This is a genomic window from Vibrio scophthalmi, assembly GCF_040869025.1.
GTDB lineage: Bacteria > Pseudomonadota > Gammaproteobacteria > Enterobacterales > Vibrionaceae > Vibrio > Vibrio scophthalmi.
Genome location: NZ_CP134271.1, coordinates 277,724 through 301,668, shown reverse-complemented (window position 1 = coordinate 301,668; position 23,945 = coordinate 277,724). Strand labels below are relative to the sequence as shown.

General features: G+C 44.9%; 18 protein-coding genes and 1 riboswitch. Of the genes, 8 read left to right on the top strand and 10 right to left on the bottom strand.

The window, feature by feature from the left end:
* Positions 1–176: 176 nt before the first annotated feature.
* The 6 genes from RJD38_RS01255 to fabV all read left to right on the top strand — a co-directional run bounded on the left by RJD38_RS01255 (position 177) and on the right by fabV (position 7,943).
* Positions 177–1,181: a glycosyltransferase family 2 protein gene (locus tag RJD38_RS01255; protein WP_065545180.1), complete on the top strand. Its 1,005-nt coding sequence runs from the start codon at positions 177–179 to the stop codon at positions 1,179–1,181.
* Positions 1,178–2,587: an ArnT family glycosyltransferase gene (locus RJD38_RS01250; RefSeq protein ID WP_065545181.1), complete on the top strand. Its 1,410-nt coding sequence runs from the start codon at positions 1,178–1,180 to the stop codon at positions 2,585–2,587. The genes RJD38_RS01255 and RJD38_RS01250 overlap by 4 nt, the downstream gene beginning before the upstream one ends.
* The gene (locus RJD38_RS01245; protein ID WP_065545182.1) at positions 2,584–3,000 is read left to right on the top strand and encodes a GtrA family protein; all 417 of its coding nucleotides are present in this window, start codon (positions 2,584–2,586) and stop codon (positions 2,998–3,000) included. The genes RJD38_RS01250 and RJD38_RS01245 overlap by 4 nt, the downstream gene beginning before the upstream one ends.
* Before the next feature lie 454 nt (positions 3,001–3,454).
* Positions 3,455–4,081: a TetR/AcrR family transcriptional regulator gene (locus tag RJD38_RS01240; RefSeq protein WP_005598514.1), complete on the top strand. Its 627-nt coding sequence runs from the start codon at positions 3,455–3,457 to the stop codon at positions 4,079–4,081.
* A 141-nt stretch (positions 4,082–4,222) separates the two neighbouring features.
* Positions 4,223–6,544: an acyl-CoA dehydrogenase gene (locus RJD38_RS01235; protein WP_065545183.1), complete on the top strand. Its 2,322-nt coding sequence runs from the start codon at positions 4,223–4,225 to the stop codon at positions 6,542–6,544.
* Positions 6,545–6,740: 196 nt separating this feature from the next.
* Positions 6,741–7,943 (top strand): enoyl-ACP reductase FabV, encoded by a 1,203-nt coding sequence (fabV, locus tag RJD38_RS01230; RefSeq protein ID WP_065430606.1) that lies wholly within the window; start codon positions 6,741–6,743, stop codon positions 7,941–7,943.
* Between the two features lie 197 nt (positions 7,944–8,140).
* On the opposite strand, the gene RJD38_RS01225 is transcribed toward fabV, so the two are convergent.
* From RJD38_RS01225 to dinG, 9 genes are all read right to left on the bottom strand, one after another.
* Positions 8,141–11,107: a calcium-binding protein gene (locus RJD38_RS01225; protein ID WP_065545184.1), complete on the bottom strand. Its 2,967-nt coding sequence runs from the start codon at positions 11,105–11,107 to the stop codon at positions 8,141–8,143.
* A gap of 32 nt (positions 11,108–11,139) precedes the next feature.
* A riboswitch (cyclic di-GMP riboswitch) is annotated at positions 11,140–11,219 on the bottom strand.
* 97 nt (positions 11,220–11,316) lie between these two features.
* Positions 11,317–12,666, bottom strand: coding sequence for an HlyD family type I secretion periplasmic adaptor subunit (locus tag RJD38_RS01220; protein WP_065545185.1), 1,350 nt, complete (start codon positions 12,664–12,666; stop codon positions 11,317–11,319).
* Positions 12,659–14,353: a type I secretion system permease/ATPase gene (locus tag RJD38_RS01215; protein ID WP_065545186.1), complete on the bottom strand. Its 1,695-nt coding sequence runs from the start codon at positions 14,351–14,353 to the stop codon at positions 12,659–12,661. Before RJD38_RS01215 ends, RJD38_RS01220 begins: the two co-directional genes overlap by 8 nt.
* A 198-nt stretch (positions 14,354–14,551) precedes the next feature.
* Complete coding sequence (gene xthA, locus RJD38_RS01210) at positions 14,552–15,358, bottom strand: exodeoxyribonuclease III (protein WP_005599531.1); 807 nt, start codon at positions 15,356–15,358, stop codon at positions 14,552–14,554.
* 38 nt (positions 15,359–15,396) lie between these two features.
* Positions 15,397–16,536 (bottom strand): cupin domain-containing protein, encoded by a 1,140-nt coding sequence (locus RJD38_RS01205; protein WP_065545187.1) that lies wholly within the window; start codon positions 16,534–16,536, stop codon positions 15,397–15,399.
* Between the two features lie 11 nt (positions 16,537–16,547).
* Complete coding sequence (gene rsmS, locus RJD38_RS01200; protein ID WP_005599535.1) at positions 16,548–16,712, bottom strand: pleiotropic regulatory protein RsmS; 165 nt, start codon at positions 16,710–16,712, stop codon at positions 16,548–16,550.
* Between the two features lie 2 nt (positions 16,713–16,714).
* Positions 16,715–17,263, bottom strand: a complete 549-nt coding sequence (locus RJD38_RS01195) for a primosomal replication protein (protein WP_005599536.1) — start codon at positions 17,261–17,263, stop codon at positions 16,715–16,717.
* Positions 17,260–18,039 (bottom strand): sulfite exporter TauE/SafE family protein, encoded by a 780-nt coding sequence (locus RJD38_RS01190; protein ID WP_065545188.1) that lies wholly within the window; start codon positions 18,037–18,039, stop codon positions 17,260–17,262. The genes RJD38_RS01195 and RJD38_RS01190 overlap by 4 nt, the downstream gene beginning before the upstream one ends.
* A gap of 74 nt (positions 18,040–18,113) precedes the next feature.
* Positions 18,114–20,186: an ATP-dependent DNA helicase DinG gene (gene dinG, locus RJD38_RS01185; RefSeq protein ID WP_065430597.1), complete on the bottom strand. Its 2,073-nt coding sequence runs from the start codon at positions 20,184–20,186 to the stop codon at positions 18,114–18,116.
* 511 nt (positions 20,187–20,697) lie between these two features.
* Here dinG and RJD38_RS01180 point away from each other — a divergent pair.
* Together RJD38_RS01180 and RJD38_RS01175 are read left to right on the top strand one after the other, a co-directional pair.
* Positions 20,698–21,687, top strand: a complete 990-nt coding sequence (locus RJD38_RS01180) for a porin (RefSeq protein WP_065430596.1) — start codon at positions 20,698–20,700, stop codon at positions 21,685–21,687.
* A gap of 89 nt (positions 21,688–21,776) precedes the next feature.
* Positions 21,777–22,460: a DUF2057 family protein gene (locus RJD38_RS01175; protein WP_065545190.1), complete on the top strand. Its 684-nt coding sequence runs from the start codon at positions 21,777–21,779 to the stop codon at positions 22,458–22,460.
* A gap of 54 nt (positions 22,461–22,514) precedes the next feature.
* Here the strand turns inward: RJD38_RS01175 and bioA are convergent, their stop codons facing one another.
* Complete coding sequence (gene bioA, locus RJD38_RS01170; protein WP_065545191.1) at positions 22,515–23,801, bottom strand: adenosylmethionine--8-amino-7-oxononanoate transaminase; 1,287 nt, start codon at positions 23,799–23,801, stop codon at positions 22,515–22,517.
* Positions 23,802–23,945: the final 144 nt, after the last annotated feature.

Sequence of the window (23,945 nt, the reverse complement as noted above, 5' to 3'; positions counted from 1 at the left end):
TACTTATTCAACAAGAGAGCGAGTGAGCGGAATTTTATCGTTATGCCAGTCAAAAAAAAGTGAAAAAAACGTCAATAACATTCTTTTCACACTGTCAGCGATAAAGTCCAGCATATCATCTCTGAGTATGGAGCTTAATAGAGTTGCCATACGGATAAAAGTAATTAGGCGGTTTTATGAACGTAATAACATCTCCTCATCAGCGTGTTGAATCCGCAATCACATTGACGGTCGTCGTGCCTTATTTCAATGAAGAATCCGTGCTGCCAGCACTGCATCAACGTTTAACGAAAGTGTTAGACGCGCTTCCGGAACGGTGTGAAATCGTGTATGTCGACGATGGTAGCCATGATGGAAGTTTGGCTATCGTTGAGTGTTTTCAATCATCTACCAGTTTGGTACGCAGTATTTCATTGAGCCGTAACTTTGGTAAAGAGTCGGCGATGAGTGCAGGGTTGCAATATAGCCATGGTGAAGCCGTGGTGCTGATTGATGCTGATCTGCAAGATCCGCCAGAACTGATCCCTGAGATGCTGGCTAAGTGGCGGGAAGGGTTTGATGTGGTCAACATGCAGCGTCAATCTCGTCACGGAGAAACGTGGTTAAAGCGTCAATCTGCTGCTCTGTATTATCGTTTACTGAATACTCTGGTTAAATCAAGCATTCCTGAAAATGTCGGTGATTTTCGTTTATTGAGTCGCCGAGTCGTTGCGCATATTAACCAACTTCCTGAACGAAATCGCTATATGAAAGGGATTTTTGCATGGCCGGGTTTCAATCAAGTCACGCTTACATTTGATCGCGATCCGCGCTTTTGCGGTGAAACCAAATGGAATTATTTCAAGTTGTTAGGGTTGGCAGTCGATGGCATCACGGCCTTCTCTATTCGCCCTTTGCGTTTGGCGACAGTGGCAGGAGCATTAGTTGCAGGCAGTGCTTTTGTATATGGTTTAGTGATCGTATTGAAAACGATGCTTTGGGGTGATCCTACGGTCGGCTATCCATCATTGATGGTGGTGATGCTGGCATTGGGAGGGATTCAGTTATTGAGTATTGGTTTGCTAGGGGAGTACATCGGTCGAATTTTTATTGAGTCGAAGCAAAGACCGTTGTATCTCGTTCAGTCAGTTAAAGAAAAACCCGCTGTGATGTTGTTTCAAGTAATGGAGAAGCGCGCGTGAGTTTTAATCGAGTTCACCTATGGGCGATCTTAGGTTCAGCCTTGCTTATTCGCCTTATTTCACTGGGGGCTTATCCATTAATGGATACCACCGAAGCTCGCTATGGCGAAATGGCTCGCTTGATGATTGATACGGGTAATTGGCTAACTCCCCAATTTGATTATGGCGTGCCATTTTGGGGGAAACCACCATTGTTCACATGGATGAGTGCTGTTGGTATTGAATGGTTTGGTATTAATGAGTTGGCGGTTCGAGTACCTCATTGGTTTGCTGGTGTTGTTGTTATTGCTATCACGGCTTATTTCGCCAAGCGTTTAGAGATTAATGCGCTTGTTACTTCAGTTGTGCTAGCAACTTGCGCTATTTTTTCGATTGCAGCGGGTGCCGTCATGACCGATATGGCACTGACCTTAGGCATGACGATTGCGATGGTCGGCTTCTATTTTTGTTGGCAGGGAGAGCGAATCTGGGGTTACGTTGGGTTTGTTGGCCTGGCGATAGGTTTGCTTGCTAAAGGTCCATTGGTCATTGTATTGGTCGGCATTGCTGTTATGCCATGGCTCATTTTTCAGCATGGGTTCAAAGGGGCATTTGTTCAATTATGGCGACGTTTCCCATTGTTAACTGGAAGCGCTTTAATGCTGGCGATTGCACTGCCTTGGTATTGGTTAGCGGAAAAAGCGACGCCGGGTTTTATCGATTACTTTATCGTTGGGGAGCATTTTAAACGTTTTGTCGTCAGTGGTTGGGAGGGTGATTTATACGGTAGCGCCCATGATGAACCAAGAGGCATGATTTGGCTGTTTTGGCTTTATTCTGCGGCACCTTGGTCTATCGTGTTACCGGTGTTGTTGTTTTGGCGAGCAAAGCATAATCCGCAGCCGTGGTGGGACAAATACCAGCCGGTCGTTAGTTTTGCGTTTTGCTGGATGCTTGCACCTCTCGTGTTGTTTACTTTCTCTGGCAATATTCTTCCAGCCTATATTTTGCCAGGAGTGCCTGCATTGGGGCTGGTCATTGCTATTTTACTCAATGATATAAAGCATGATCCTAAATGGTTTAAGTTCATTGCCGGGGCGATACCACTCCTTTTGATTATTGCTGTTGGTGTTATTCAATCAGGAGTCGGGGCTAAGAAAAGCGACAAAATGATTTTGTCTCGTGCCGATCTCTCAGTACCCATATTCTATGTGGGAAAAAGGCCCTTCTCTGGGCAGTTTTATAGCCAAGGAAAAGCACAAACACTGGTGCAATATGATCAGCTTTTGACATTGGCGAAGTTTCAACTGGTTGGTAAACCGAAGCAAGTTAGTCAATTAGTTGAGGAGCATAAGTTTAACTGTGTGGTTGAGCAGACAGCGGAAAGCAAACGTAAATTATATCGTTGCCAGCAGGATCGGCAGTGAAGCGGCTACAGCAGCACCGGCTGCTTAAGTTTGCTCTTGTTGGGGGGATGGGTTTTATCGCCGATGCGTTGGTCTTCATGTTGTGTGCTTATTTGTTTTCTCTACCGTTATTATGGGCTCGGGGCATCGCCTTTTGCTGCGCGGCGTCGGTCACTTGGTTTGGTAATCGCCGTTTTACTTTTAGACAAGGGCAGGCTCCTTGGCAAACAGATAATATCAAGAATTTGCTTAGCCAATGGTTAACCTTTATGAGCTGCGCTTTAATTTCGGCATTGCCAAATTTTCTGGTCTTCCAATCGATTCTCTTAGGCTTGGGCAAACAAGGTTGGGTGCCTTTGTTTGCGCTCACCGCTGGAGTGCTTGTCGGTATGTTGAGCAATTATATTTTAAGTTGCCGCTGGGTGTTTCGTTAGCCTAGTTGATTAGAATATCGCCTTAAAAGGTAATTCCTTTCAAAGAATGATTAAGTCTTCGTTTGCGTTTACGCAGCGAAGACTTCGTTATTTCTGAAACGTGGTTAGCAGGAATAAAAAAAGCCCAGAGCAAAGTGGCTCTGGGCGGATACATATAAGTATAGGAGTTAATTTGGAAAAGCAGTGTAAAAATCTTTCAGAAGTAAAGTGAGCTCGACGGCCAGTTAAACTCATTATCTTTGCTATCTACACTTATTCAGACCCACCTTTTTCCATTCAGTTCCAAAAAAGTTTAAAAATATTTGCTTCTTTTCTTTTCGCCTGTTTTCAGAGGCTTATTTCGCTAGCTTGTTATTCTGGTCTAACCAGTACGTAAAAGTGTGATGTTAACCGCTTGTTAAGTTTGTATGCGGTGTGTATATTTTCAAACAAGCGTTTGATACGGGTGATTGAAATGACTGCCAAGCACAAAACCAAAGAGAAAATTCTGGATGTAGCAGAAGCTCTGTTTGCCGAGCAAGGCTTTAATGATACCTCTCTACGCACGATTACATCGAAAGCAGGGGTGAACCTTGCTGCGGTCAATTACCATTTTGGGGATAAGAAGACCTTAGTTCGTGCAGTGTTGAGTCGTTACTTAGAGGCTTTTATGCCAGCGGTATCAGACGCGTTGATCACACTGAATCTCAATCCAGATTATTCGATGAAGCAGGTTTTTGAAGCGCTACGAGGGCCTTTAATGGCACTCAACCATGTAAGACCGAATGGCACCAGTCGATTTATGTTGCTGATTGGTCGAGGGTATACCGATGTGCAAGGTCATCTACGTTGGTTTATCAGCACCCGTTATCAAGAGACGTTAGGGCTTTTTACTCAATCGGTGCTTGCTGCCAATCCGCAATTAAGCCGTGAAACCTTGTTTTGGCGACTGCACTTCACATTGGGGGCTTGTGTTTTCACCATGGCTTCAAGCCAAGCTTTAGCAGAAATTGCGCACAATGATTACGCTCAAAATGCCGACGCACAGGCCGTACTGGATCAATTAATTCCATATCTTGCTGCTGGCGTTTCTGCGCCGTAGCACTTTTAGCGCATTAATGACGTATAAAAATAGGGTGTGCCAATGAATAACTCACCCCATAGCGACATCGTAATAACAAAAGCTGTAATAACAATAACAACAGACCTGCAAAGGTAATAACGTGAACAAAAGGAACTGGTTATGAGCTCTCTACGCAGAAAATGGATCAGCGATCCAGCATTCAAATTGTTTAAGCAAGTGTTACCACCGCTTTCTGAAACGGAAAAAGAAGCGATGGAGGCGGGTAGTGTCTGGTGGGATGGCGAGCTTTTTTCAGGGCGTCCTGACTTCAGCAAGTTACACCATTACCCAAAACCGAGCTTGTCTAGTGAAGAGCAGTCGTTCATGGATAATGAACTGAACACGTTATTAGCCATGCTTGATGATCATAAGATCAATAAAGAAGATCGTGATTTGCCTGCCGAAGTTTGGCAATACTTGCGTAAAGAGCGTTTCTTTTCGCTGATCATTTCTAAGCAATACGGTGGTCGTGAGTTTTCCTCATTGGCAAACTCCACCATTGTTTCTCGTATCGCTACTCGCAGTATTAGTGCCGCAGTGACGGTTATGGTGCCTAATTCACTCGGCCCGGGTGAGTTGCTTTCTCACTATGGTACCCAAGAGCAAAAAGAGTATTGGTTGCCGAGATTAGCGGACGGTACCGACATCCCTTGTTTTGCGCTAACTGGTCCCGAAGCGGGCTCTGATGCGGGGGGCATACCAGATAAAGGTGTCGTCTGTTATGGTGAACATAATGGCGAAAAGGTACTTGGTATTCGCCTTAGCTGGAACAAACGCTACATTACTTTAGCGCCTGTCGCGACAGTTCTTGGACTGGCATTCAAAATGTATGATCCAGATAATTTATTAGGCGAAGAACAAGATTTGGGTATTACTTGTGCGTTGATCCCTGCTGATCATCCGGGAGTGGAAATTGGTGAGCGTCATGACCCGTTAGGTTTAGCGTTTATGAATGGCCCAACTCGTGGTGAAGAAGTCTTCATCCCGATGGATTGGCTGATTGGGGGACAAGAATACGCTGGTAAAGGTTGGCGTATGCTGGTGGAGTGTTTATCCGCAGGGCGCGGCATTTCACTGCCAGCACTTGGAACGGCTATTGGCCATTTAACAGCCCGAACGACTGGGGCTTACTCTTATGTGCGTAAGCAGTTTGGTATGTCGATTGGTAAATTCGAAGGGGTGGCAGAAGCACTCGGACGTATTGGTGGTTTAACCTATTTGTTGGAAGCGACACGAACGTTGACCACGACTTCACTTGATATGAAGGAAAAACCGGGCATCGTGACCGCAATTGCCAAATACCACATGACGGAAATGGCTCGTACGATTTTGAACGATTCGATGGATATCCATTCAGGCCGTGCGATTCAAGATGGTCCAATGAATTATCTTGCCAGCCATTACCTTGGTATTCCTGTCGCGATCACGGTTGAAGGCGCGAATATTCTGACTCGTAACTTAATGATTTTCGGTCAAGGGGCAACACGTTGTCATCCTTACGTTTTACAAGAGATGGAAGCGGCAGCCAATCCGGATAAAGAGCAAGCAGCCAAAGATTTTGACTCACTGCTGTTCAAACATATTGGTCATGCCACTAAAAACACACTGGGTGCGTTTGGCGCGGCATTAACTGGCTCACGTTTCATCAAGGCCGATATGAGCGGTGCAACTCAAGGTTACTATCGTGAGATGACACGCTTGAGTCGAGCCTTAGCGGTGAGTGCTGATTTTGCCATGCTGACACTCGGTGGCGATCTCAAGCGTAAAGAATTGATTTCAGCTCGTCTTGGCGATGTTTTGGCTTATTTGTATATGGCGTCGGCTGCGTTGAAGAAATACGAAGATGATGGACGTCAGCAACAAGACCTGAATTATGTGCATTATGCTGTGCAGCATTGTTTGTACCAAGGTGCACAATCGCTACAACAAGCTTTCAGTAACTATCCGCACAAAGGGGTGGGGCGTTTACTTAAAGTGATCATCTTCCCATTGGGTAATCGTTATAAAAAGCCAAGCGATGATTTAACGGTGAACTTAGCTGAGAGCCTAATGACGCCTGGAGCACATCGTGATCGTCTGACTCACCTTTGTTATATCGGTGAAGATGAAAATGACAGTGTGGGGTTAATGGAGAATGCCTTTTTAGCCATGTATGGCGTGAAAAGTCAGGAGCGTAAACTCAATCGAGCGGCTAAAGATGGCATTGTGGCGCGTAAAGGTGATCTGCAAGCGCGTTTAGAGCAAGCCCAGCAAGCTGGCGTATTGACGTTGCAAGAAGTCGAGCAAGTGTTGCAGGCAGATAAGCTGCGCTATAAAGCGATTCAAGTGGATCACTTTAGCCATGATTTTAGTCAGGTACGCACCCATAGCGAGGCGGAGAAGCCAAGCAAAAAAACTAAGGTAAAAGCTAAGTCAAAAACAAAGCTAAATAGTGTTGCATAAACGGCGCGGCACCAACGAAACTGTTTTAATGTCACTAAGCAATGGTACCTGAAAGGGTGCCATTGTTGTTTCTGACCACAAATTATTGAGTGAAAGTGCTCCAACCACTTGCATTTTCCCTGCAATTTTTAAGAAATTAGATGCGATTTCCCGACGAACCTTTTATCCTAGCGAAGATTTTTAAAGGAAGTTGAATATGATCATCAAACCTAGAATTCGTGGATTTATCTGTACCACTACACATCCAATCGGTTGTGAAGCTAACGTAAAAGAACAAATTGCTTACACTAAAGCACAAGGCCCTATCAAAAATGCACCTAAACGTGTGCTTGTGATCGGTTCTTCAAGTGGCTACGGTCTCTCTTCTCGTATCGCTGCGGCATTTGGCGGCGACGCATCAACCATTGGTGTGTTCTTCGAAAAAGAAGGCTCAGAGAAGAAACCAGGTACAGCAGGCTTTTATAACTCCGCTGCATTTGAAAAACTCGCACGCGAAGCAGGCCTATATGCGAAAAGCCTAAATGGTGATGCTTTCTCTAACGAAGCGAAACAGAAAACAATCGATTTGATTAAAGAAGATCTTGGTCAGATTGATATGGTGGTTTACTCACTGGCGTCTCCAGTACGTAAAATGCCTGAAACGGGTGAAGTTATCCGTTCTGCTCTAAAACCAATTGGTCAAACTTATACATCAACAGCGGTTGATACCAATAAAGATATGATCATTGAAGCAAGCGTAGAGCCTGCAACAGAGCAAGAAATCCAAGATACTGTAACGGTTATGGGTGGCGAAGATTGGGAACTTTGGATCAATGCACTGTCTGATGCGGGCGTATTGGCAGAAGGTTGCAAAACCGTTGCTTACAGCTACATCGGTACTGAGCTTACTTGGCCTATCTACTGGGATGGCGCACTAGGTAAAGCGAAGATGGATCTGGATCGTGCCGCTGCGGAACTGAATACCAAACTGGCAGCGACTGGCGGTAGCGCAAACGTTGCAGTTCTAAAATCAGTTGTGACGCAAGCAAGTTCAGCGATTCCTGTGATGCCTTTGTACATCGCGATGGTATTTAAGAAAATGCGTGAGCAAGGTGTCCATGAAGGTTGTATGGAGCAAATCTACCGCATGTTCAGCCAGCGTCTTTATAAAGAAGATGGCAGCGCAGCCGAGGTGGATGATTGCAACCGTCTACGTCTTGATGATTTAGAACTACGCGAAGACATTCAGCAACACTGTCGTGAACTTTGGCCTCAAATCACCACTGAAAACCTAAAAGAGCTAACGGACTACGTTGAGTACAAAGAAGAGTTCTTGAAACTATTCGGCTTTGGTATTGAAGGTGTTGATTACGAAGCAGATGTAAACCCAGCAGTAGAAGCAGGCTTTATCGCAATCTAATTTGCGCTGATGCCATAAAAAAACCGGAGCAATTTGCTCCGGTTTTTTATTGTGTGTCGTTAGTTATTATCTGTTGATAGCATTGTATCGCGTTTTAATATCGGGCATTAAGGTCTCTCTCTGTCGCCAAGACTTGCGAAGAGAGCCGATAACGAACGGTCTTTCGTTATCGACTATGGTCATTAACTAATGACTATTTATACGCCGATTTCTGGCTCAAGGTAGTCCCACTCGACATCACTATAAACAGAAACGGTATCACTGCCGTTGGCAAAGGTGTAACTGTAGATCGCACCATCAACCCCCAATTGTTCAAGATGAGACTGCAATGCGCTATCGAGATCGGCAACATGTGCCTCATTGACGGCTGCTAGCTGGAAGTCATCATTAGCCAGTGTCAGTTGCTCTATGTTTGAAGCAAAGAAAACATCCGATGGCTGGCCTGTCAGAGATTGTGTTGACTCATTGACGACGTTGAGATCAAGCAATAAAGTATCTTGTTGGTCAGTGCCGATGACCGCTTCGATGTTTTGTAATTTTGAGCTTTGCGTCACTTCAAAGTCTACCGCGTGCTTTACGTTGTCGGCCATATCAAATATACCAATGACTTGTTGAGTCGTCACAACATCAAAGCCTTCGCCACCATCGATGAAATCGTTACCATTGTCATGAATCAAATCGTTACCTTCACCGGCATCAATAACATCAAAGCCTTGGCCACCAGCAATCAGATCATTACCTTCGCCGCCCACCAATAAATCATCCATTTGATAGGTGGTGATTGATGATAAATAATAGTCACTGGCATCGGTCGCACCAAAACCACTTTTATCAAAGGTGCCTTTAGCTGCTGAGAGCTGAATTTCATCGAAAGTGGTGTTTGCCGTATCGGATGGTGAAATGGTGAACTCACCATGGCAGCAGTCATCGCCTTGCTCAAGCACTTTAATGTTGTCTGCGGTAGGATCGATACCGTAAGTCGCCAGTGTTGCATCGTCCATTTCAGCGGCCGTAAAGTAACCCGTGGCCACTTCAACGCCTTGGTCGAAGACAGTCCAAACGCCAACTTCGTTCGCACCATTAAATGCTTCATCGGCAAAGAGTTTATCGACGGATAGATTGGCTGCGGCTGTATTGTCATCAACCGCAATGCAGAGTGTTTCTGATTCGCCACTGATATCACCAGCGCCATCATCAATAAAACTAAAGCCTATTTGGCTTGCAATACCACTTTCACTATTGCCTTCAACACCAAAGCCATTTTTGTTTTCGGTCAATCCGGTTAAGCTACCATCAGGAGCTAGAGCTAAAGCGTCACTTATCTGTTCATCTTTGCCTGCCGTAATCGTGGTGGCTTGGGTGTAATCACCAGTGAGAATATCGTCTCCTGTACCACCAATAAGTACGTCCTGGCCATAACCGCCTTCTAAAAGGTCATTACCGGCGCCACCATCAAGCCAGTCATTGCCTTCTGGGTTGCTTCCCTCAAGTGAATCACTATCGAGAACGGTGATATCTTTAATAAAGTAATCGCTTGAATCCCAATAGCTGTTGCCATTTTTATCGAATACGCCATCAGCCGCAGAAAATTGAACTTGGTCGAAGCTCAGGCCATTGGTGTCTTGTGGCGTGATATCGAAGAAACCATTATTATTCGAAGCGGAGTTGTTAGCTAGCACTTTGATATTGTCACTAAGATCGATACCAAAGGTATCGAGAGTCGCTTGGTCAATATCTTTGGAAGTGAAGTAGCCAGAAGCGACAACCTTGCCGTCATTAAATACCGTCCATACGCCAACTTCATTGGCACCATTAAGTGCTTCATCTGCGAACAGACGATCAATTTGCACGCGAGCAGCATATTGATCTTCACCAAGGTGATAGGTGAGGGTTTCAGATTCGCCCTGTAAAGTATCAGGATCGAAGGTGTGACCAAGTTGATCGGCATTGCCTGACTCATGGTTGCCTTCTACGCCGACACTCCCATCTTGACCTTGGCTAACTACCCCATTACCTGAAACGGGATTGTTTGCTCGCGCAGCGGCTAAGTCAATACTTTTACCGTGGTCAAAATTATGGTAATCATCACCAAACAGGTAATCACGACCATCACCTCCGAGCAAAACATCATCATCATTGCCGCCAAAAAGGTCATCAAAGCTGACATCATTTGGATCACTTTCAAATGTAACTGTTTTAACGTCTCGGACAAAGAAATCACTGGAATCTAAGTAGCCATAGCCATTTTTATCATAATGACCAATGGCTGCGGAGAATTGAATTTCATCAAAGGCAACAAAACCGGTGTCTTCCGGTTCAATGGTGAAGATGCCGTTAGAACGGCCATTGCCGTCGCTAAGCACTTTAAGGTTATCTGTTGCAGGGTCTAAGCCGTAGGCATCAAGGGTAGCTTGATCAAACTCACCAGCCGTGAAATAACCACGTTCGATAACAATACCGTCTCTTAATACCGTCCAAACACCTACTTCATCGATATCACGAACTCTGGAACCTTCAGATTTTCCTTCATCTTTGAAGAGCTTATCGATAGAAACTTGCGCAGCGTAGGAGTGTTCATCCACAGAGATTGAAAGCACTTCTGATGCGCCTGTGCGATCGCCTTTGTCACCTGCATCTTCAAAGCTGTAGCCAATCTGGCCAGCTACGCCACTTTCATCATTGCCAAGAACGCCAAATCGGCCATTAGATTCAAACAGTACAGCTTCGGTGCCATCTGGGTTGAATACCTTTGCTTGGCCCATATCGGCCGTTGTCGCATGGCTAAAATCGACAGTCAGTTCACCGCTTACAGGATCAAGAATCAGATGTTGCGAGAAATCGTCGCCGAGTAGCACGTCATTGCCGTTTTCACCAGCTAATTGGTCGTAGCCGCTACCACCATTAACAAAATCATCACCAGAACCGGCTTGAACGAAATCACCTTGGCTACCACCATCGATAACATCGTCACCACCATTGGAATGAATATAGTCAAAACCGTCGAGGCCGAGAATAACGTCATTACCGTCTTGTGTTGTAATATGATCGATACCGTCAACATCGACGACTAGTTGGTCTTCAGGTAGCTTGCCTGATAGTGGTGCAATATCCACTGTGACCAAGCGATTTTCGCTGTTATCGGATTGTTCGTGCTTAATTGTCATGAAAATTTCCTCTATCAATCGGATGATTAATGTGAGGCGGCTCAGCCATCTCAATGGAATGAGACCTGCAGCTTTCCGTCCCTACCTCGCGATAGGTTTGGCTTTTCTCGTTGTTATGTTGTTTGGGATATCGCTGTACTAATCTGCTTTGTAGTGATGTAGATTGGCACTAGTAAAACAAAGGGAGATATCCCGCTCATTTCCCTTAACTAAATTTCTCGCATCGCTTTATACGCACTGACCGATAATGGGCTAAGTAAGTAATCAAGCGGTGTTTTTTCATTGAGTAGTATCATTACTTCAGCGGGCATACCTGGGTATAACGTCACGTCTTGCAGTACGGCTAAATCGTCTTGATTTAGCGCGATTTGGGCAAGGTAAGCTGAAGATCCAGATGCTTGATCGGTGATTCGGTCAGCAGAAATGTGGACCAGTTTTCCCCTTACTGGCGGGGTGCGGCGAAAGTTGTACGCGGAGAGTCGAACTTGGGTATCCAGTCCAAGGTAAACCACATCGATATCTTCTGGTTTCAACAAAGCCTCTACAATCAGTTGATCTTGCTGAGGAACAATTTCCATGATTTTTTCTCCAGGCGAGATGACCGATTGCTGAGCAAATACAGAGAGGCCAACCACGACGCCTGACTGAGGCGCACGGATTTCAATTCGATTCAGAACTTGTTGGGCATTAATCATGGCTTGATTGGTTTCGTTGATTGAACGCTCGAGTTGTTGAATCTCTTCACCAATTTGCTTGGCATAATCGAAGTCGGCATTGGTGTCTTGCAATTGTGCCTCTGAAACACCACGTTGAGCGCGATTAATCTTGATATCTAATTCCGCGAGGTTGCCGTTTAAATCGCTGTATTCTCGTTTTAAATCGAGCAAACGAGATTTGGATGTATTACCTGTTTCAAGCAGAGTTTCGTGCATTTTTAACTGCTCAGTTAAGTAAACCAAACCTTGTTCATCGGCTTGATAACGTTTACGCAGCCCATCAAGATCGAGATTCGCTTGAGCAATTTTTTCGTTGAGGATTTTATCCTCACCACGACGTAATGAGCGGCGTTTATCGAATAACTTCGCTTGTGTGTCGAGTATGGTTTGCACGCGAGGATCGTCTTTAAGTTCAATTAAGCGAGGATCAAATTGAATGCGTTTTTGGTCACTGAGTTCGGACTGTAATCGATTTAGCCGCGCAAGGTCACTTTGCCATTGTGCACGTAAACCATAGAGTTGGGCGTGCGCTTGTGACGCATCGAGGGTGATCAATAGATCGCCTCGTTCAACCGCTTGACCATCGGCAATATGAATGGTTTTAACGATTCCCCCTTCTAGGTGTTGAATCGGCTTACGTTTTGATTCAACAATGATGACGCCCGGAGCGATCGCGGCGCTACTCAGCTTGGCAAAGGTTGCCCAGAGTAAAAAGCCGAACAACATCAATAGAACAACACCAAGCGTTATTTTGCTGGTGGTACTGGGATCAAAACTCAAACTGCGTGAATCTTGATACTCGATACCATCACTTTTTATTTGGTGAAACATAGGATCAGCCATGGGATACCGCCTGTTTTATTTCGCGCACTTTGCTTTCTTGTTCGGCAGTGATCTGCTCAGCTTTTTTCGCCGTTGTAATTTCACCTTGCTCTAGCGTAACCACCCAATCGACACACGCAATCAGCTCGCGTTGATGAGAAATCATCACCACAGCGCTACCTTGCTGTTTTTGTTGTAGGAGCAGCTGCTTGAAAGCACCGAGCCTGATGTTGTCGAGGTGGGCATTTGCTTCGTCGAAAATAAGCAGCTTAGGGCGGTAGTAGAGGGCGCGGGCAATGGCGATTGCTTGCGCAAGTCCCATTGAAATAGGCAGATCAGTGGGGCCCAACGGCGTATTATAGCCATGCTCAAGGCGGACAATATCCTGATGGATGCCGATGGCTTTGGCAGCACTGATAACGTCACTATCATTTATGTTCTGATCAAAATGGGCGATATTTTGTTTGATCGTTCCCGGCAAAAAATCAAATTTTTGTGGTACGTAACCAATGACCCCTTTTAGTTGATTGGCATCCCACTGCGGTAAACTCGCAGTGTCGATTCTCACAGAGCCTGAACTGGGTTGTGATAAGCCGACCAACAGTTGGCACAAAGCGGTTTTTCCTGAACCACTGGCACCCATAATCATGACACGGTTGCCGGGCTCCAATTTAAGGCGAATATTTTTGAGTAGTGGTAGCTTTGCTTTTGGTGGATACCAAGAAACATTATCAATGTGGAGTGAACCATTAATGTCGCTAAAGTGGGTGGTGTTATTACTTTGAGGTAGATTGGCAAAGTAGGCGCAAATGCGTTGATTGGCGGCATTGGAATGTTGCCATGCTTGCAGAGTACTGGCCAGTTGCTCAAAAGGTTGCAGCACACGAGACATAAGAATGGAGCCGGCAATAATGCCACCAGCGGACATGGTGTTTTCGATAACCAGCCAAGCACCCACGGCCATAATGGCCATCTGCAAAGTGAAACGTAGACATTTGGCGATAGAAGCCAATGTTGTTGAGGTCAAGCCAAGCTGTTGATCAAACCAGACTCTTTCTGCAGTCATGTGCTGAAATTGTTGATTGAGGCCATCGGCTAGGTATTGAGCTTGTATATTGTCACGCTGGGTGGTGGCTTGTTCGCTTGCAAAACGACACGCAGACGTTGCAACTTGTGAGTCTGCATGTTGCTGCGTTTTACTTCTATAAATATAGAGAGAAAAACCACCCACAAGTAAAACGGCGCTTAGACCGACAAACCCCACGACAGGATGGAGAAGAAACATCACCAGGAGAAATAATGGTGCCCAAATCATATCAAAGGCGAGCGAAAATGCCGGAGAGGTCATGAATGATTTTATCTCGCGCACATCTTGCAAACTGGCGCTATTTTTACCGTTACTTATCGTCAGTCTTTGATAGAAAAAGCTGGAAATCAACGCATCTAACTTGGCTGATTTTTGGTGTAGATAACGATTTTTTAAAATGTCTAAGATAGATTGGATAATCAGTAAAAACAAAACAATCATACTGATTAAAAATAAGGTATCGAGACTTTGGCTAGTGAGTACGCGATCAAAAACTTGTAGGCTGTAAATCGGAACAACCAAAATAAGAGCGTTAAGAACAAACCCCGCCATAATAAGGGTATAGAATACCTTTTTGTTAAATGGGGTAAGTTGTTCCCAATCTTTCTTTTTGATTTCCATATCAACCAATGCTACATCGCGAAAAATTAACGCAATCCTAACATTGTAATAATCAATAGAGCGAGGAAGACAAATGGCGAATATTAGCTTTGAATAATATTCGGTAAAAATTTATGTTTTAAAATCAAGTGGATATGAAGGGTTTCCTATTTTTAAGAAACCCTTTAATTATGCAGCAATACCTTGTTGGTATTGTTTTTATTTAAACGTTGACCAAATTGGTGCGTGATCGGATGGCTTATCGATACCACGCAGAGGGTAATCAATATCGGACTCAATACAACGTTCAGCTAATGATTTTGTTGCAAGAATAACGTCAATACGTAGACCGCGATTATCATCAAAGCCACGAGAGCGGTAGTCAAACCACGAATATTTATCGGTCACGTCAGGATGAATTTGGCGGAAGGTGTCAATGAATCCCCAATCAAGTAGATCTTTTAACCATTCACGCTCTTCTAATTGGAATGAGCATTTACCCGTTTTTAGCCAACGCTTACGGTTCACTTCGCCAATACCAATATCACTATCGAGTGGACTGATATTAATATCACCCATCACGATAATTTGTTCATCGCTGCTGTGATGATCATTTAAGTAGTTCATCAGATCTTTATAAAACTGGCGCTTGTATGGGTATTTGGTTTCATGGTTGATATTGTCACCTTGAGGGAAATAGCCATTTAGCACCGTCACTTTTTCCCCCGCCGCATTTTCAAATGTTGCCATGATCATGCGTTTTTGATGTTCATCGTTATCGGTTGGAAAACCTTTTTGTACCGAAATTGGTGCTTGTTTACATAACATTGCGACGCCGTAGTGGGCTTTTTGGCCGTGATAGTAAACTTTGTAACCCATCGCTTCGACAGCTTCTAGCGGGAAAGCTTCGTCATGAACTTTGATTTCTTGTAGGCCAATGACATCAGGTTGATGTTTTTCAATTAGCGCTTCGAGTTGGTGAAGTCTTGCACGCAAGCCATTAATATTAAAAGAAACTACTTTCATGTTTGATTCCTTATCTCATTTCTTTTCGGATACGATGGTTAGGCTACGTACCAATAGCCGAGATTAATCAGCGTCATTAAGGTATGACGAGTTTTAGGTTGCAATTCGCGATGAATGTCGTCACTGCTGAAGGATTCTTGATCGCACAGTAAGCTGATAATTTGCTTATCTTTACTATCGATATCGAAGCATTCACCATTGACGAATAACTGCTCTGAATTTTCACTGAGATAGAGCGTTTTTAATCCAGCTACTTTTTCCCAAACCGTATTTTGCATCAACAATTGATCGATTTCTTCGAGGCTGTATTCCGGTTCGGCTTCAATGATATTCATTTGGTGGCGAGATTGACTTAGCTGTGTCGCAATAAAGCGATCAATGACATCATCATCTTCTAGAGCTTTACGCAGCATTTGCTTTAACACGTTGAGGCTTTGCGTACCAACTTGACCATGCTGAGTTTGTGCAGGAAGCGCTGGATCATGCATGTGAGTGTTGCCAATATCATGAGCGATCAGATGATCGGCAAAATGACTCAATAGCTCTTGCTCCGTCGGTGAACGGTAGCCCAGTGAATAACTCAAACTGGCTTCTAATGTTGTCCCTTCATGAGGGAACCCCGGCGGGATATAGAGCATATCGCCCGGCTGCAAAATTTCATCGATGATTGAATCAAAGCCTTCGATTTGTCGCAGCGCACCACCTTGAATGATTTCTTGGTATTGACCAATGTCTTTAGCGCCAACTTTCCATTCTCTTTTGCCTTGGCCTTGAATGATGAAAACATCATATTGATCGATGTGGGGGCCAACCCCACCGTGAGGAGCGGAGTAGCAAACCATTACATCATCAAACAGCCATTGAGGCAGCTGCTTAAAAGGTTCGATCAGTTGTGCGGTTTCACTGTGCCAATGGTTGCAAGCCTGAACGATCAACTGGCAATGGGTTTCCGGTAAATCGTCAAAGAAAGATTCCTCGAATGGGCCGTGTTGGGCTGTCCATTGCGAATCTTTGTTGGAGACAAAACGGGAATCGATCATCTCTTCCAGCGAGAGGCCGGCAATTTCTTCAGCGGAAATTGGGTCAACAAAATCTTTGAACGCATTTTTGATCACGACCGGCTTTTTTTGCCAATAAGTTTCTAGAAACTCGGCGATGTTGATATTGAGTGTGAACATCTCTCTTTCCGTTATGCTTGGGTGGCCAGTTTGGCTTGAAGATCCGATTGGACGATTTCAAGCGCGGCTAATGCGGTTTGAGGGTCCACTTCGTTGCTTTCTAATAGATAGATAAGATCGACGGCCAGCTTTATCTCATCTGGCGCATTATCAAGGCCGCTTACAGATTGCGTCATAGTTATTGATGTCTCTCACGGTAGGTAATTTGTTTTTCTATTTTGAGCTTCGCAGCACGACAGCGTTCTAGACGCTGCTCAGTAGAAAGTAACGCTTGTTGAGCGGTTTGTTGTGCAAACGGGGGAGCACTTTCAAGTTCGGCAAGTTTATCGCGAACCATTTCCATCAGGCGTCTTTCCCAATCTTGATGTTGGGCAAGTTCTTGATAGAGTACATTGATCGGCTTTTGGTAATGGCTATAGTGCTTCGGCTCGTTTTTACGGATTGGCTGAGTGGCGATTTCGCGTTGCAGCGCCGCCAATTGAGCGTATAAACGTTCGGTTAAATACTCGGCTCGTAATGAGGTCAGTCGACCGCTATCTTGTTCGCGAATAATCGTATCTAGCGTTGAGTGCGTTTCTTTGACGCAAGGAACCAATAAACGAGCTTTGCAGTGAAAAAGGGTCTCATCAAACAGGGGTTGATGGTGTTCATTACGGCGACGATCGATCTGCGCCGCTTGGATGGCGAGTTGGTCGAGTGTCGCGACAAGTTGTTTTAGTTGATTCATACAGCCACAAACCACGCGTTATAAGCCAGTTTTATCGCCAGTATGCTGACGACAGTAACAAAAATCGGGCGAATAAAGTTGGCGCCAAATCGGATGGCGGAGTGTGCACCAACAAAAGCGCCTGCCATCAAGCATACGCCCATTGTTAAACCGAGTACCCAATCAATATGGCCTAAGATAGCAAAAGTGATCAGCGAGGTGAAATTACTCGTGAAGTTCATCGCCTTGGCAACACCTGAGGCCACTAATATGTTGAGGCGGTAGAGTGCCATGGTACTAACGGTCCAAAACGCACCGGTTCCAGGCCCTGCCACACCATCATAAAAACCGAGAATGACGCCTTGGCCAACCTGTTTTTTGTGGAAGGTTGGGCAGGGTGGTGGTGGTTCATTACTGCTATTTTTCGGTGTTTTATGCCAAATGGTATAAATCGCGGCGGCTAAAATGATCAGAGGCAGCGTTTTTTCAAGCCATTGGGTGCTAATCGAGTCCACCACTAGCGTACCAATAATCGCGCCAATAAAGGTTGCAACGAAAGAGCGCCCCCAACAACGAGGATTGAATAAGCGCTTTTTATAGTAGGTAAATGCGGCGGTAGAAGAGGCGAAACTGGCCGCAAGTTTGTTAGTGCCAAGCGCAACATGTGGCGGTAACCCGAGAGAAAGGAGGGCAGGCACGGTTAACATGCCACCACCACCAGCAACAGCATCAATAAATCCAGCAAAAAATGCGACAAGCGCTAATACCAACAACATGGTTGGCTCTAACATTTCCATTTAGTCTTCTTCTTTGTCCGTGGTTCTATTTTTATATCGGCTAGAGCGTATGTCGCTAGCTTGTCCCACTTAATTTATTCAATGATTCGTTTGAACGGAGGTAATGAGTCCAGTAGTGATTGACCATAGCGTTTAGTCACGATACGTCTATCAAGAATAATCACTTTGCCGCAATCTCTTTCTTTACGTATTAAACGTCCTACCGATTGAATCAACTTTTTGCTCGCGTCAGGTACAGTAATTTGCATAAACGGATTACCGCCTTTTTGCTCAATGTACTCTGCGTGAGCTTGTTCTACGGGTGAAGTCGGTACGCCAAACGGAATCTTAGTGATTATCAAGTTTTCTAATAACTCGCCGGGAAGATCTAACCCCTCGGAGAAGCTACCAGTACCAAACAATATGCTGGTTTTTTGACATTGTACTAAGGTTTTATGTTTATTGAGAATTTCAGTACGCGACTCTTTGCCCTGAACTTGTAAAGCCCAACCTTTTTTTATAAATAGAGATTCAAGTGCTTGCGCGACCTGATTCATCTGCCAGTAAGAAGAGAATAAAACTAAGTTGGCCTGTTTGTCTTCAATTAGGTTAGGCAGAATATCAATAAGATATTCCGTAAATTCACTCGCTTGCGGTTCATACTTCATTTTGGGTATGTGTAATTCCGCTTGATTCTGATAATCAAACGGTGAAGCGAGCGCCAGAAAGCGAGTGCCGTCCTCGTTTTTCTCACTGATACCGGCTTGACGACAAAAGAAGCTAAACGAGTTGAGTGCCCGCATCGTCGCTGACACCAATACAGCGCCTAAGCAGCGGCTCCAAATTTGCTGATCTAACTGCCAGCCAACTTCTAACGGTGACACATTCACGACAAAATCACTTTCTCGCTCAGGGCTGACGGCTAACCAACGTGCCAGTGGCGCGCCTTTTTCTCGTTGTGGCTCTGCCATTAGGCGCCAAACTTGGGCGAGGTTATCCATACGTTGGATATAGAAACCCAGTTCAGCCAGCGCCGGTTCAGCGAGACGCGCAGCAATTTCGCCCTCTTTAACACGTTCGGCAATCAGGTCGGCAATTTTAGCGGTGGCTTGTGCGCCTTTATGTGACAGGATTTTTAGCTGCTTTGATTCTTCTTCTAACCAACTCGGCAATTCACCATGTTCAAAACGGTAGAGACCATCAACAAAGTGGGTAGGATCGAAGCGGCCCGATAACTGCGTTAATGAGGGGATCAGTTGTTGGATTGAATCTTGAAGTTCATTACGAAAGCGACTTACGCGCTTTTCATCCGCCAAGTTAGCAAACTTGGTCACCGATTGGTTAAGCCGTTCCAACCATGTCGCTGCGCCTTTTAGGCTAGCCGCGGCCGAGGAGTGATCTCGTGCCACATGTGGTAGGTGGTGCGCTTCATCAAACACATAAATGGTATTTTCAGGTTCAGGTAAGATCACGCCACCACCAAGATCGGCATCCGCCATCACTAAGCTGTGATTGGCAATGATTACGTCGGCCTTGTCGAGCTCTGAACGGGCTTTTTGGAAAGGACAGCCTCGATGTGAAGGCATACTGTTGTTGCAGCTATGCTTATCACTGACGATATGCAGCCATAATTCGTCGTCAATGGTTTTTGGCCATGAGTCACGGTCGCCATCCCACTTGCCTTGTTGGAATGCTTTATGTAAGCGCTCAAGCAGTTCGATATCTTTCTTCTTTGGCTTAGATTCAAACATGGCGAGTTGGCCACCGTCAGCGCCACAGGCGGTGGCGAGCTTTTCTGCGCAGCAATAGCGTTGTCGGCCTTTGGCAAGCTGGAATGAAAATTCACGGTCGGTGATGCGACGAAACAGAGGTAAGTCTTTATCGATTAACTGTTCTTGTAGCGCCACGGTTGCAGTCGAAATCACTACCTTGCGGTTACTTTGTACCGCAACAGGTATAGTGGCCATTAGATAGGCAAGTGATTTTCCGATCCCTGTTCCTGCTTCCGCGACAATCATACGGTTTGATTTATGGTACTCACCGCACAATGTTTTGGTAATTTCTGCAACAAGGTAGTTCTGTGCTCGACGAGGGACAAAGTTATCCAGCTGAGCTTGGAGGTTTTGATAACTTTTGCGAATTGATTGTTGTATTTTACTGTTTGACATACGGGCGCCTTTCTCACGGAAAGCGAGTGTAGCACACTTATCTAAGCGTTACGTAGTTCACGAAATAGAATCCTTTTCAGCTAAATCTCGATCTCCTTCACAAAAAAAGATTGAACCTTCATGAACTTAGAATTAATTCTAAATGTGAAAAATATCCTCAAGCTAAATGGCACTAAAAATAGCATAAAATACCGCGGTAGTGATTTTTGTCGCATAAATTAAGGGGAATGCACTAATTTTGCGACGAACTTCATCTAGTGATAAAAGCATCACAATGGTTAGAAGTTAATCGAAAAATGGGGTGCAAATTATGTAAATTACTGTTTTAAATGGTTTTTATGTTTTTTTATATTTGGTTTTTATAAGATTTGACACGCAGAATAATCTTTTGCAATCTAGGCTTCGAAATTTGAGAGCGGTGATATTGAGCCATTAAAGAGCACAAATCGCCACCAAACATAAAGGGAACCGGATACGGATTTCCTCTCTAAAGAAAAGGCAGTGGATTATTATGAAAAAGACTCTAGTAGCTCTTTCAGTACTTTTTGCAGCAACATCTGCACAAGCATTCGAAGTTTACAACCAAGACAGCGTAACTGTTGACCTACACGGTGACATCGAAGTTACTTACCAAAACTCTTTCAAAGAGAGCTCAATGAAGCAACAAATCGAAGATGCAGATTTCGGTTTTGACGTTCGTTACGCAATCAACGATGATCTACAATTCGGCGGTTACTGGGCATTTGATGGTTCTAACGATAACAACGCTAAAGTAACTAAAAACGGCGATACTTACGTAGCGCTTTACTCAAAAACTTACGGTTCTATCAAGTTCGGTCGTCTTTGTACGGCTGTCGATGACCTAGGTGGCATCACTAGCGATTACCAATTTGACGTAAACAAACTTTACCAAGGCGCTTCAGGTGATTACGCATGTCGTGACGAAGGTATCCGTTACGATTACGACAACGGCACTTTCTACACTACTGTAGGTTTCGTTCAAGATAAAATGGGTGACGAGCACGGCGCTAAAACAGATGCTGATTATGTTGATGGCCGTATTGGTTACCGCGTAGCAGACTTTGACCTATCTGTATTCTATGCAAACCTTGATTTCGAAGTGCCAGCACTAGGTACAGATGAAGATGCACACGGTTTTGAAATCGATTACTCTGGCCTTGAGAATATCCGTCTAGGTCTTGGTTACTACGCAACTAACAAAGATGCAACAGATGCAGACACTAACGTGTACACGTTTGGTGCTGATTACTACCTAGGTAAGTGGACGTTTGCAACTGCTTACTCTCTAGCTGCTGAAGATAACGCGAAAGACGTAAACAGCTGGTTCCTAAACGCAGGTTACAACCTAGCACCAAACACAACAGTTTACGCTGAAGTTGCTGGTAACGACGGTAAAACTAACATGGCAGATGCTAACCAGCCTGCTGAATACCGTGACAACACAACTGCATTCGCAGTAGGTGTTAAAGCATCATTCTAAGAATGCGCTAACATAGTTATACTAAAAGCCACCTTCGGGTGGCTTTTTCAATTATTACATCAAACAAAGACTATTTTTAGGAGATTCCTTTGAACGCTAAAGGTTTATTTGCATTTGCAGCAACATTGCTAGCCCTTCCTCTTCAAGCTGCTGAACTGAGCGCTAATCGAGGAATTTCTATTCTGTACATTAACGGTCAAGCGGCTGAGCAAAAAATTGGCACAAACGAAATTGATGAAGGTTTTACCCAAGTTATCGTTAAATTAGATGACAAGTTGGGCAAGGGTGGTAGCGCTAAGGTGTTTACTTCTAAACCTTACACCATCAACTTTGATGCTCAAGATGCGGACTATAAAATTACCTTGCCAAAAATGTTTAGCGAGATGGAAGCGCAAGAAGAATTCGCTAAAGCAAAACCGGGTTGGGGTGTTGAAGCGAATGGTCAACCGGTTGAATTTACTCAAGCGGTAGTCGAAGGCAAAAAAGGCTTCATGCCATACGCGGGCATGGACGAAATCGTTGCAAAACATAATCAGCAACGCGGTATCTACTTCCAAGATGGTCAGTTGATTGATGCACCAGTGGCGGTTGAAATGGCTCCAGTAGCTGTTGCGACTGCATCGGCAGTAGCAACTGCGAATAGCACTGCAAAAGCAACCACTCAAGCACCTAAAGCGGTAGTGAAGAATGTTGAGCAACTAAAAGCTTGGTACTTACAAGCGAATAAAGAAGAACGTAAAGAGTTCCGTCGCTGGATGATCGATCAAGAGTAATTGAGTTCGATAAACAGATTTTAAAGGGTTGGCATTATGCCAACTCTTTTTCGTTTACGAGAGGGATTGAAAGCACTCAGGGCGATTTAATGCGCTGTGAACCGCTGCAATGAGTGTGTCTATTTGTTGTGGCGTACTAATAAATGGCGGCATCATATAAATCAGTTTGCCAAATGGGCGAATCCAAACCCCTTGCTCAACAAAGTGCGCTTGGATGGTTTCCATATTCACCGCGGTGGTGGCTTCGACAACCCCAATCGCGCCTAGCCAACGAACCTCTTTAACTAAAGGGTGTTCGGTTAAAAGCGGCAGTTGCTGTGCAAATTGGGTTTCAATCGCTTGCGTTTGCGCTTGCCATTCTTCTTGCGCAAGAATCTCCATGCTGGCGTTGGCAACTGCACAGGCGAGGGGATTGCCCATAAAGGTAGGGCCATGCATAAAGCAACCTGCTTCCCCACCGCAAACCGTATTGGCAACATGCGAGGTTGTCAGCGTGGCAGAAAGTGTCATGTAACCGCCGGTGAGCGCTTTGCCTAAACAGAGTATATCGGGTTCGATTTGCGCATGTTCATACGCAAACAACTTGCCGGTGCGGCCAAAGCCAGTCGCGATTTCATCTAAGATCAGCAACACGCCAAACTCATCACACAAACGGCGTACACCCTGTAAAAATTTCGGGTGATAAATACGCATCCCGCCAGCACCTTGCACGATTGGCTCTAAGATCACTGCTGCAATATCGTGGTGGTGCAGGGTAAGTTTGGCTTTAAAATCATCGAGATCACTCTCATCCCATTGCTGCCAAAAACCGGTTTTTGGCGATTGAGCAAAGATATGTTGAGGCAGAAAGCCTTTGTAGAGCGAGTGCATTGAATTATCAGGATCGGTGACAGACATCGCCGCGAAGGTATCACCATGATAGCCATCACGCAGGGTAAGAAATTGACTGCGCGATTCGCCTTTCGCTTGCCAATATTGCAACGCCATTTTTAGGCTAACTTCTACAGCGACCGAGCCGGAGTCGGCGAGAAAAACATGCTGGAGAGGCTCGGCTGTCATCGCGACCAACTGCTTACATAAATCGATGGCGGGTTGATGGGTAATGCCACCAAACATGACATGGGACATCTGATCGATTTGCTGATGAGCAGCTTGGTTAAGATGCGGATGATTGTAACCATGGATGGTTGACCACCAAGAGGACATGCCATCGATTAACTCGCGACCATCTTCTAATTGTAGATACACGCCATGGGCGCGACTGACAGGATAGCAGGTCAGAGGTGTCAGGGTTGATGTGTAGGGATGCCAGATATGACGACGATCAAACGCTAAGTCCATAAGTACTTCCATGATTAATCTGGTTAATAAATAACCAATTGTAAACTTCGGTTTTTCATTTGTGTTGACAGTCTAACGTCTGTGGTTAGACTAGCCAAGAGCAAAATTCAAGTGAGCACTCTAGTTTCATCATGAACTAGCAGG